The organism is Brachymonas sp. J145 (genome assembly GCF_036312245.1).
Classification (GTDB): Bacteria; Pseudomonadota; Gammaproteobacteria; order Burkholderiales; family Burkholderiaceae_C; genus Brachymonas; species Brachymonas wangyanguii.
Genome location: NZ_JAZDCI010000011.1, coordinates 1 through 11,515 on the forward strand (window position 1 = coordinate 1; position 11,515 = coordinate 11,515).

Sequence of the window (11,515 nt, forward strand, 5' to 3'; positions counted from 1 at the left end):
ATGGAGCACGCTCTCGCCAGGCATAGAAGCCGCTGGCGGAGACACCGAGCACGCGGCACATGGCGCGCACAGGAAGGTCGGCCTGGTTCGCCATCACGAGTCCGAAGACTTCGTGGATGTCGCATCGCTGCGACCGGCGAACCAGGCCGTAGCCTTTGCCAGGATGTCGCGCTCCATCTGGACCTGACGCAACTGGCGGCGCAGCCGCACCAATTCTTCTCGCTCGGCGGTGGTCAGGCCTTCTTTGCCAGGTAAGGGCTTGCCCTCGTCGATGGCGGCCTGACCGACCCAGTTGGTGATGGACTGGGCAGTGACACCGAACTCACGCGAGAGCTGTGTGGGTGAGCGGCCGGCTCGAACCAGCTCGACCATCTGCCGACGGAATTCCGCCGGGTACGGCGGTCGTACTTTGGACATCTGCGACTCCTTGAACACAAAGAATGATGTGTCCACGGAACCGGGTCAACTCCAATCAGCCAGCGTCAGGCGGGCGTCATCTCGGCCTAGCCGGGCTTGCTTGAGCGTGACGGCGGGGTAGCTGCCCAGCGCCAACCGCTTTTCCTTGCCAGCAAATCGGTACTTCCAAAACCAGCGTTTGGCCTTGTCGGTGACTTCCAGGTAGAGACCGCCAGAATCGGCGTAGCGGAGCCTTGCACGCTCTGGCGGGCAGGTCGCGGCCTTGCATTGTGCTTCAGTCAACATGGGGGAAAAGAAAAGTCAAAAAAAGTGGAAGAAACGATGTTTTCCCCCACTTTACCCCCAAACCTGATGATATTCAATGATTGCTTATGACGCTTACTTGTCCTTGTTTTCCATCCAACCCTTTGATTTTATTGCTATTTTTATCAATTCTAGGCATCAGTGAAAGCCTCAAATGGTGCCTGGGACGGGAATCGAACCCGTAAAGCTTGCGCCGAGGGATTTTAAGTCCCTTGTGTCTACCAATTCCACCACCCAGGCTACAGAGGGGCTGATTCTACCTCATGGTGTTTCGGTGCGTAATTCATGTGTAGATCAGGCCATATCACCCTACCCTCCAGTCGTAGCCAACATTGTGAGTGGCCGGACAACACAAGCCGCGATCCCGTTAAATTGTTCCCGGGAATCGCAATGGAACAGGCGCCAGGCTTGAAGTGTGACGACCTGCGTTCCCCTGCAAGGCGTAAAATTTCTGCGCTGCTGGTTCGGCAACGCAGAAGCGAGCCGCGAAATTGCCGGGTGTTACCGCAATGTTTGAGGTACGCCAAGGGACCAGAAGCAGATGGTGCTCGAGCCCTATTTGCACCCGTCCCGGGCGCCATGTGTTGACGCAGGGGTGTTTTTCACCGAGCAACAGGCATGTCCACCTCCCCCTTCCTCCTGATGGCCATTCCCGCCGTGGTCGCCCTGGTGGGCGGTTTGCTGGCTGCCGTCTGGTCGCCAGGCCATCAGCCCCGCAGCATGATCCAGCACTTTGCCGCAGGCGTGGTGCTGGCGGCCCTGGCGGTGGAACTGCTGTTCCTCGGCCTGGCGCTAGCATCGGACCAGATCCGTGGCTGGAAAATCGTGGCCGTCTCCGGCGCCCTGGGCCTGACGGTGCTCGGCTGCGCCCTGGCCGGCAGCCTGCTGCTGGCACAGGCCTCGCACGACACCATTGGCACCGTGCTCTCCTTCAGCGCCGCCGCCCTGCTCTATCTGGTCACCGAAGAGCTGCTGATGGAAGCGCACGAAGTAGAAGAAAAATCCTACTTCACGCTGATCCTGTTTGGCGGCTTCCTGACCTTCTGGTGCATCCAGCTGCTGGGGCAAGGCTGACGCCCCTGCAAAGACAGGCATGCCCGGCCAGCCATCCGGCTGCCGGGCATCGGGAATCAGGCCGTGGCAGCTGCCAGACTTACCAGTACGGCTTGGCCGAGCGCATTTCCTGCAGCGCCGGCATGATTTCCTCTACCGCCAGATAGCCGATGTGTTCTTCCCAGCCAGCGGCGGCGCCAGCAGCAAAGGCCACCGCCGGCTGCTGCACCGCCAGTTGCTGCAGCAGTTCGCGGCTGACCACGGCATCGTTCATCAGGCCCAGCGCTTCCTGCACGTCGCGGTAGGAACCCAGGAACTTCTTCACGCGCGCCTGCGGGTACAGGCTGGAGAAGAACTCGGCACTGTAGCGCAGCTTCTTCACGTGCTTGCGCAGCGTATGGCGCTCGGGCTCGTCCAGCTTTTCCCAGCGCTTGGCAAACTTCTCGACCGACGCCAAGCGCTTGTCCAGCGCGGCATGGGCAAAATCCTTCAGCGCCACGCCATCGGCAGCGGAGTCTTCCGGATGGTCCACATGCAGCCAGGCCAGCAGGTGCAGCAGCAGCGTGCCGATGCGCGGCGAATGCATTGCCGTGCGCACTTTCTGGATCAGCTCCTCGCGCTGCTGCAACAAGGCCTGCTGCACCACATGCAACGGAATCTTGCCCTCAAACGCCGGCTCGATGCGGGCCAGCGTCTCGTGCACCAGCACGTCACGGTCGCGCACGTCACCCAGCATCTGCGCCAGCGCCTGCAGGCCGTTTTCGAGGCGGTTCCAGGTGGCATCGTCCGGCAGCGCGGCAAACGCCTTGTTGGCCGAGCGCATGCGGCGGATTGCCACGCGCGCCTGGTGGATGAACTCCATGTCATCCCCCTGGCCGACCCAAGGCAGGTTCGCCTGCAGGTGGCGCAGGCATTCCATCTTGATCAGGCGGCGTGCCTCGATCGGGCTCATGTCGGGCGTCAATTCGGGCAGCTTGGCGCCTTCCGGCTTGATCGGCGTCTGCGTGAACAGGCGCGCACCGCGTTCGGCCTTGCTGCGCGGTTGCGGCAGCAGCGGAAAAGTCTTGGCCAGCGTCAGCGCCACGGCAAACATGGCTTCGAGCTTGCCCTGCTTGAGTTCGACCTCGACCTCGTTCACCACCGCACTGCGGTCATCGCAGGAAATATGGCCAACATCCAGACAAACCTCGACGATATTGCCCTGCTTGTCCTCGATTTCCCATAGCGTGCGCTGCACGCGCGTGGTAAACGCCGGCTGCAGGCGCGTGGCGATCTTGTCATCGCACAGGAAGTTGCGCGCATCCAGATCGGCAATATTGGCCAGCTCCAGCGCCGGGCCATGCGTGATGTGCTCGAATTCGGCACGCGCGTTCAGGCCGGCCCCCGCAGACTGGCCATACTTGACCGTCTGGATCCACTGGTTGCCCTTCTGGCGCAGGCGCAGGCCCATGTCACGGCGCTGCAGGTCCATATTGGGCGTGTCGTAATAGATGCTCAGCAGATCCTGCTGTTCCGGCTTGCCGGCGGCGGGCAGCAGCTTGGGCAGTTTCTGGATAAAAGCCGAGTTCAGCTCTGCCGGCAGCGCCAGACACAGTTCAATTTCCTGATCCATGGCGATTCCCTTTCTCCTGTCACGGTTTTTTAATGCAAAGGGCTAGGCTATCACGAAAGCCCCCGCGCATTGTGACAACGGGAATCGGCTCAGCCCTGTTGCGCCAGCAGATCCAGCATGCCCTGCTGGTCCAGCACCGTGATCCCGAGCGATTGCGCCTTCTCCAGCTTGCTGCCGGCCTCGGCTCCGGCGACCAGGTAATCGGTCTTCTTGCTTACGCTGCCGGTGACCTTGGCGCCGGCGGCTTCCAGCAGTTCCTTGGCCTCGTCACGGCCCATGTCGGGCAGCGTGCCGGTCAGCACAAAGATCTTGCCGGCCAGCGGGCTGGCACTTTCCAGGGCAGCAGCCTGGCCTTCCGATTCCGGCCAGTGCAGGCCCAGCGCACGCAGGCGCTCCAGCACCTCACGGTTGTGCGGTTCGGCCATGAAGCGCAGCAGGCTGTCGGCCACCACCGGGCCGACATCAGGCACCTGCAGCAGCGCGGCCTCATCGGCCTGCAGCAAGGCATCAAGGCTGCCAAAGTGGCGCGCCAGGTCCTTGGCCGTGGTTTCGCCGACATGGCGTATGCCCAGGCCGTAGACAAAGCGTGCCAGCGTGGTCGACTTGCTCTTTTCCAGCGCGTCCAGCAGGTTTTGCGCGGATTTTTCGCCCATGCGGTCCAGCCCGGACAGGGTCTCCAGCTGCAGCGTGTACAAGTCGGGCAGGCTGCGGATGATCTCGCCATCCACCAGCTGCTCCACCAGCTTGTCGCCCAGGCCTTCGATGTCCAGCGCGCGACGCTGGGCAAAGTGCAGCACCGCCTGCTTGCGCTGCGCGCTGCAGTAGATGCCGGCGGTGCAGCGGGTATCGACCTCGCCCTCTTCGCGTGCCACGGCGCTGCCGCAGACCGGGCAGACATCGGGCATGGCAAACGGCACCGTGCCTTCGGGGCGCTGTTCCAGCACCACCGATACCACTTCGGGGATCACGTCACCGGCGCGGCGCACCACCACGGTATCGCCAATGCGCACATCCTTGCGGTTCGCCTCTTCCTGGTTGTGCAGCGTGGCATTGGTCACGGTCACGCCACCCACAAACACCGGCTCCAGCTTGGCCACCGGTGTGAGCTTGCCGGTACGGCCGACCTGCACGTCGATGCCGCGCACCACGGTCAGCATTTCCTGCGCCGGGTACTTGTGCGCCACCGCCCAGCGCGGCTCGCGGCTGACAAAGCCGAGCTGGCGCTGCAGCGCGATGCGGTTGACCTTGTAGACCACGCCATCGATATCGAAGGGCAGCTGGTCACGCCGTTCGGCAATCTGCTGGTGAAAGGCAATCAGGCCTTGCGGGCCCTGGCTCACCACGCGTTCTTTCGACACCGGCAGGCCAAAGGCATCCAGCGCATCGAGCACACCGCTGTGGCTGTCCGGCATGGCGTCCCAGCCCTGTACCTCGCCCCAGGCGTAGGCATAAAAACTCAGCGGGCGCTGTACCGTGATGGCAGGATCGAGCTGGCGCAGCGAACCGGCGGCGGCGTTGCGCGGGTTGACGAAGGTTTTTTCGTTCTTCGCGCCCTGGGCGATCTTGTCGCGCTGGCGCTCGTTCAGTGCCTCGAAGGCATCGCGCCGCATATAGACCTCGCCGCGCACTTCCAGCACGGCCGGCAGCGCATCGCCACGCAGGCGCAGCGGAATCTGCCGAATCGTGCGCACGTTCTGCGTGATGTCCTCACCACGCTCGCCATCGCCGCGCGTGGCGGCCTGCACCAGCACGCCCTGCTCGTAGCGCAGGTTCACGGCCAGACCGTCAAACTTGAGCTCGGCGGCATATTCGACCGGCGGCTCTTCCGGCGTCAGGCCCAGCTCCTTGCGCACGCGCGTGTCGAAGGTGATGACGCCGCTGGCCTCGGTATCGGTCTCTGTGCGGATCGACAGCATCGGCACCGCATGATGCACCGCTGCAAAGCCCGGCAGCAGTTGGCCCAGCACACGCTGCGTCGGTGAATCGGCGGTCAGCAGCTCCGGGTGCTGCTGCTCCAGCGCTTGCAGCTCCTGGAATAGCCGGTCGTATTCGGCATCGGGCAGCTCGGGCGCGTCCAGCGTGTAGTAGAGGTAGGCGTTGTGGTGCAGCTGCGCACGCAGCACGGCGGCACGTTCACGCGCCGGCTGCAGCGGATCGGGCTGCGCGGCAAACAGGTCAGGCGTGCTCATGAGAACAGACGGCGCGCCAGGTCAGAACCGGCCGGGAATCCGCGCTCGTCCAGCTCCTGGTACAAGCCTTCCAGTTCCTGCGCGATTTTCTCCATAGATTCCGGCATGATGCGGATGCCATTGCCGTCGGTGACATTGCCACCCATCTCTTCGGCCAGCTGCAGCGCGATCTCGCACATGCGCGCAAACGGGCGCTCTTCGGCTGGCACATGCGTGACTTCCAGGCCCAGCAGCGCCTCGTAGATGGCGGATTGCTCCAGGTCTTCCGCCAGCGCCGCCTGGGTGTCGTATTCCAGGCTCAGCAGTGGCGCCGCACCTTCGGTGCCGGACGGCAGCACCAAGCGGCCCGGCAGTGCCCCCGGCACGAATCCGAGGCGCGCCACGGTCTGCTGCAGGTAGCCGATGCTCCAGGCAGCCTGGCGTGCGCGCAGCACGAAGTGCAGGCGGGCATCGTGGCTGGCCGCAAACTGGTCCAGTTCACGCGCCCGGTGCACCTCGTTGCGCATGTCGGGGATGCGCGCCGAGCCGTTGATGGCATCGGCAAAATCCTGCGCCTTCAGTGTGAACTCGGAAAAACCGATGTCGTTCAGCGCGCCGCTGCGGTTGGCCAGCTGCACGCCGGCCTGGAAGCCATCGTACAGATGGCCGGGCTGCGGGTATTCCCAGTCGCCGGAATCCTTCAGGCGGCCTTCCACGGCAAACGGCTTGTTGTCCACACGGCGCGTCGCCGGCAGCGCGGCCAATGCGGCATCGCCCGAGACCAGCGCGCCTTCATCGAGCAGGATAGGCGCCAGCGCGTCCAGCAGCGGATCCAGCATCAGGCGGCGCTCCTGGTGCACCGGCACCTGCAGCGTGATAGGCGTGGCAGTCTCGTCCATCGCGGCGGCAGTGGCTTCATCCAGCAACGGCTCCTGGCGCTCGGCTTCGCCGGGCACGATGGCGCCGGCATCGGCGGTTTCATGCAGCGGCGTGGCGGTTTCGGGCTCGGCCTGGCGCGGCTGCGCCTTGCGCGCCTGCAGGGCGTTGTGCAGCACCAAGCCTGCCAGCACCACGCCACCTGCCGCTGCCAGACCGATTTGTAGGGAGTAACTCATGGGATTTCCGTATGACTTGGCCGTATCTTAGGTCAAACCGGCCCGGAATCGGCCATGGACACAGCGGATTCCATATCGACGGCCACGATGCGCGAGACGCCCTGCTCCTGCATCGTCACGCCAATCAGCTGTCGGGCCATTTCCATGGCGATCTTGTTGTGGCTGATGAACAGGAACTGCGTCTCCGCGCTCATGCGCGTCACCAGCCTGGCATAGCGTTCGGTGTTGGCATCGTCCAGCGGCGCGTCCACCTCGTCCAGCAGGCAGAACGGTGCCGGGTTGAGCTGGAAAATCGCAAACACCAGCGCGATTGCCGTCAGCGCCTTCTCGCCACCGGACAGCAGGTGAATCGTCTGGTTCTTCTTGCCCGGCGGCTGCGCCATCACCTGCACGCCGGAATCGAGGATTTCATCGCCGGTCATGATCAGCTTCGCCTGGCCGCCGCCAAACAGCTCGGGGAACATGCGGCCAAAGTGCTCATTCACGGTCTCAAAGGTCGATCCCAGCAGCTCACGCGTTTCGCCATCAATCTTGCGGATCGCGTCTTCCAGCGTGGTGATGGCGTCGAGCAGGTCGGCTGATTGCGCATCCAGGAAGGTCTTGCGCTCGCGTGCGCTGATCAGTTCGTCCATGGCGGCCAGGTTGACCGCACCCAGGGCGGCAATCTCGCGCTGGATACGGTCGATCTCGCCCTGCAGGCCCTGCAGCTTCACGCCTTCTGCCTCGATGCCTTGCGCGATCGCGGCTTCGTCGGCCTCGGCTTCCTGCAGCGACTGGCTGAACTGTTCCACGCCGATGCGCGCGGCCTGCTCCTTCAGCTGCAGCTCGGTGATGCGCTGGCGCAGCGGATCCAGCTCGCGCTCCAGCGTCAGGCGGCGCTCGTCGCTGGCGCGCAGCCTGGCGCTCAGGTCTTCGTACTGGCTGCGGCGCGCGGCCAGATCCAGCTCACGCTCGGCCTTGCGCTCCAGCGCATCCTGCAGGCCGTCCTGGGCCTGGTCGGCGGTCATGGCTTGCAAATCCTGCTGCGCCTGTTCGATTTGCGCCTGCAGGGAATGCGCCTGCTGGCTGGCCGTAGCCAGGGTACGCTGCAATTCGCCGGCGCGTGATTGCAGGCTGCGGCGCGCAAACACCGCTTCCTGCGCCGCACGCTCCAGGCTGCGCTGCTGTTCGCGGCTGTCCGACAGCTTACGCTCGGCGGCCATCACCTGGTCCTCGGACTGGGCGTGGCGCTCCTGCACATCGGCCAGCTGCATGTCCAGCTCTTCAAAGCGGCCTTCGGCGGTGGCGCGGCGGATCTGCAGCTCTTCCAGCAAGGCATCGATTTCTTCCAGATCAGCGCCAATCTGTTCGCTGCGGGCGCGCATCTGCTCGGATTGCTGCTGCAGGCGCAAGTGCTCCACCTGCAGCGCATGGTGTGCCGATTGTGCTTGCGCTGCCTCACGGCGCACGCTGACCAGACGCTGGCTGGCATCGCCATAGCCGGCATCGGCACGCGACAGTGCCAGCCGTGCTTCTTCGTGGATCAGCTGCTGCGCACGCAAGGCTTTTTCCAGGTTCTCGATCTCTTGGGCGCGCGCCAGCAGGCCGGCCTGTTCGCTGTCCTGGGCGTAAAAATCCACGCTGTGGGCGCTCACCACATGGCCGGCGCGCACCACGATCAGTTCGCCGGCAACCAGCTGATCGCGCTGGATCAGCGCTTCATCCAGCGTGCTGGCAGCGTAACAGCCGTGCAGCCACTCGGCCAGCAAGCCCTGCAGGCCGGCATCGTGCACGCGCACCAGATCGATCAGTGCCGGCAGCGCCACGGCACCGGCTGCGGCGGTCCTGGCCGCCTGCGGCAGGCTATAGAAGCTCAGCTTGGCTGGCGGTGCATCGCTGGCTAATGCACGGATGCTGTCCAGCCGCGAGACTTCCAGCGCGCCCATGCGCTCGCGCAGCACGGCTTCGATGGCGTTTTCCCAGCCCGATTCGACCTGCAGCCGCGACCACAGGCGTTGCATGCCGTCCAGCCCGTGCTTGTGCAGCCAGGGCGCGAGCTTGCCGTCGGTCTTCAGTTTTTCCTGCAGCGCCTTGAGCGCTTCCAGCCTGGCGGTCAGGTCGGCCAGCTTGCCCGATTCGGCGTTCAGGCCCTGCTGTGCGCTGCGACGCTGCTCATCCAGCTGCGGCACCTGGTCCTGCAGTTCAGCCAATTGCGCCTGTACCAGTTCCAGCTGTTCGCCGCTGCTGGCGAGCTGGGTGTCCATCTGCAGCAGGCGCGCTTCTTCGGGCGCAGCCAGCGCCTTGCGGTCGCCCAGCAGGCGCTCGCGGCGCTGGTTCTGCTGGCGCAGCTGTTCCTCGATGCTGCGCTGCTCGGCCGCCAGCACCTGGATCTGCTGCTGCACCTGGCTAACGCTGGCACGCAGTTCGTTGCTGCGCTGCTGGCTGTGGCGCAAGCCCTCTTCCAGCGCCGGCAGCTGCATCGCCTGCTCTTCCACCTGCGCTTGCAGGATCGCCTCGCGCTCTTCCGATTCCATGTCCTGCGCCGCCAGCCCTTCCTGCTCGGCCTCGGCCTCCAGGCGGCGCTCGTCCCAGTGCGCGATCTGTTCTTGCAGCTGCTGCAGGCGCAGTTCGGCACGCTGGCGGTTTTCCGTCACGAAGCGGATCTCGGCTTCAAGCTTGCCGACTTCAGCCGTGGCCTCATAGAGCTTGCCCTGCGCCAGGTTGACCTGGTCGCCGGCAGCATAGTGCGCCTGGCGGATGCTTTCCAGCCCGGCTTCGGTGCTGCGCACCTCGGCCATGCGCTCTTCCAGCGCATTGCGGGCGGCATCTGCTTCGGCCTGCACCTTGCCTTGGTCGGCCGCCGCGCTGGCGCGTTTCAGGTACCACATCTGGTGCAGCCGGCGCGTGCCGGCCGCCTGTAGCTGGTGGTATTGCTCGGCCACCGCAGCCTGCTTTTCCAGCCGGCTCAGGTTGCTGTCCAGCTCGCGCAGGATGTCTTCCACGCGCGTCAGGTTTTCGCGTGTGTCGTTCAGGCGGTTTTCCGTTTCGCGACGGCGTTCCTTGTACTTGCTGACGCCAGCCGCCTCTTCCAGGAACAGGCGCAATTCCTCGGGGCGGCTTTCGATGATGCGGCTGATCGTGCCCTGGCCGATGATGGCGTAGGCACGCGGCCCCAGGCCGGTACCCAGGAACACGTCCTGCACATCACGGCGGCGCACCGGCTGGTTGTTGATGAAGTAGCTGCTGCCGCCCTCGCGCGTCAGCACGCGCTTGACCGCGATCTCGGTGAACTGGCCCCACTGGCCGCCGGCGCGGTGATCGGCGTTGTCAAACACCAGTTCCACCGAGGAACGCGATGCCGGCTTGCGCGTGGTCGTGCCGTTGAAGATCACGTCCTGCATCGACTCGCCACGCAACTCGCTGGCCTTGCTCTCGCCCAGCACCCAGCGCACCGCATCCATGATGTTAGACTTGCCGCAGCCATTGGGGCCTACCACGCCCACCAGCTGCCCGGGCAGCTCGAAATGGGTCGGTTCGGCAAAGGACTTGAAGCCGGAAAGTTTGATCGAATTCAGTCGCACGTGGTCAAGCGCAAAGCCCGCGTACCCTGTTGCGTCAGGCACCCGGGCTCTTACAATACAGAGTCAGAAAAAAACGCATCATACCTGTTCCCCCCGCCGTCTGACGCGGCGGGCTGCCCGCTGCGCCACCATGAAGTCCCGCCCACGACTGCTGCAAGCCTGTCCCACCGCGCATCTGCGCTTCGCGGGTCTAGATGGCACATTTGCCCTTGCAGGCAGCGGCTCACCAGAACTCCCGGTATCCCGTTTCCGCCAGCAGATTTGCTGTCTATCCCGCCGCACGCCGCGCAGTGGCCTGCTACAGGCACGCACCGCACCCTGCCCGAAGGCGCCACAGCGTCTCCGTACCCTTCTCCAGGGACACCATCCCTGATTTTTCTCCATCCTGACAGGAACTCCCCATGACGACCCAACTGCAGTCCATTATCGAAAACGCCTGGGAAAGCCGCGCCGACATCAACTTCTCCTCCGCCCCGAAAGACATCGTTGACGCGGTGGAGCATGTACTGGCAGAGCTGGACCACGGCAGGCTCCGCGTAGCCACGCGCGAGGATGTCGGCAAATGGACGGTGCACCAGTGGATCAAGAAGGCCGTGCTGCTGAGCTTTCGCCTGCAGGACAATGTGCTGATGCGTTCCGGCGACCTCGCCTTTTACGACAAGGTGCCAACCAAATTCGGCAGCATGACGGACGAGCAGATCCGGGCCAGCGGCGTGCGCGTGGTGCCGCCGGCGGTGGCGCGCCGTGGCAGCTACATTGCGCCAGGCGCCATCCTGATGCCCTCCTACGTCAACATCGGTGCCTATGTCGATGCCGATTCCATGGTCGATACCTGGGCCACCGTCGGCAGCTGCGCCCAGGTCGGCAAGCATGTGCACCTGAGCGGCGGCGTCGGTCTGGGTGGCGTGCTGGAGCCGCTGCAGGCCGGCCCGACCATCATCGAGGACAACTGTTTCATCGGCGCGCGTTCCGAAATCGTCGAAGGCGTGATCGTGGAAGAAAACTCCGTGATCAGCATGGGCGTGTATATTGGCCAGAGTACGCCGATCTACGACCGCGCCACTGGCGAGATCAGCTATGGCCGCGTGCCGGCCGGCTCGGTGGTGATCAGCGGTTCGCTGCCCAAGGATGGCGGCCGCTACAGCCTGTATGCGGCCGTCATCGTCAAGCGCGTGGACGCCCAGACCCGCTCCAAGACCAGCCTGAACGATCTGCTGCGCGATTGACAAGCCCCTAAAATCGCTGCGGGCGTGCCGGCCAGACCGTGCACGCCCCTGTTTTTTTCCG

At 64.4% G+C, this 11,515-nt stretch carries 7 protein-coding genes, 1 tRNA gene and 1 pseudogene; 2 read left to right on the top strand and 7 right to left on the bottom strand.

The window, feature by feature from the left end; all coding sequences use genetic code 11:
• From V1261_RS09690 to V1261_RS09700, 3 genes and pseudogenes are all read right to left on the bottom strand, one after another.
• Positions 1-417, bottom strand: a pseudogene (locus tag V1261_RS09690) (transposase); the annotation flags it as partial.
• Positions 418-462: 45 nt separating this feature from the next.
• On the bottom strand, positions 463-702 hold the full coding sequence (locus tag V1261_RS09695; RefSeq protein ID WP_329771534.1) for an Arm DNA-binding domain-containing protein: 240 nt from the start codon (positions 700-702) through the stop codon (positions 463-465).
• A 173-nt stretch (positions 703-875) separates the two neighbouring features.
• Positions 876-960 (bottom strand) — tRNA-Leu (locus V1261_RS09700).
• Positions 961-1,338: 378 nt separating this feature from the next.
• Here V1261_RS09700 and V1261_RS09705 point away from each other — a divergent pair.
• Positions 1,339-1,794: a ZIP family metal transporter gene (locus V1261_RS09705; protein WP_329771535.1), complete on the top strand. Its 456-nt coding sequence runs from the start codon at positions 1,339-1,341 to the stop codon at positions 1,792-1,794.
• A 79-nt stretch (positions 1,795-1,873) separates the two neighbouring features.
• Here V1261_RS09705 and V1261_RS09710 read toward each other — a convergent pair whose 3' ends face one another.
• The 4 genes from V1261_RS09710 to smc all read right to left on the bottom strand — a co-directional run bounded on the left by V1261_RS09710 (position 1,874) and on the right by smc (position 10,228).
• Positions 1,874-3,385 (bottom strand): CYTH and CHAD domain-containing protein, encoded by a 1,512-nt coding sequence (locus tag V1261_RS09710; protein WP_329771536.1) that lies wholly within the window; start codon positions 3,383-3,385, stop codon positions 1,874-1,876.
• Between the two features lie 89 nt (positions 3,386-3,474).
• On the bottom strand, positions 3,475-5,574 hold the full coding sequence (gene ligA / locus V1261_RS09715; protein ID WP_329771537.1) for an NAD-dependent DNA ligase LigA: 2,100 nt from the start codon (positions 5,572-5,574) through the stop codon (positions 3,475-3,477).
• The gene (locus tag V1261_RS09720) at positions 5,571-6,668 is read right to left on the bottom strand and encodes a cell division protein FtsZ (RefSeq protein ID WP_329771538.1); all 1,098 of its coding nucleotides are present in this window, start codon (positions 6,666-6,668) and stop codon (positions 5,571-5,573) included. The genes ligA and V1261_RS09720 overlap by 4 nt, the downstream gene beginning before the upstream one ends.
• 32 nt (positions 6,669-6,700) lie before the next feature.
• Positions 6,701-10,228: a chromosome segregation protein SMC gene (smc, locus tag V1261_RS09725; protein ID WP_329771539.1), complete on the bottom strand. Its 3,528-nt coding sequence runs from the start codon at positions 10,226-10,228 to the stop codon at positions 6,701-6,703.
• Positions 10,229-10,629: 401 nt separating this feature from the next.
• On the opposite strand from smc, the gene dapD reads away from it, so the two are divergent.
• Entirely contained in the window at positions 10,630-11,454 is an 825-nt protein-coding gene (dapD, locus tag V1261_RS09730; RefSeq protein ID WP_329771540.1) for a 2,3,4,5-tetrahydropyridine-2,6-dicarboxylate N-succinyltransferase, read from the top strand.
• The last annotated feature ends 61 nt before the right edge of the window (positions 11,455-11,515 follow it).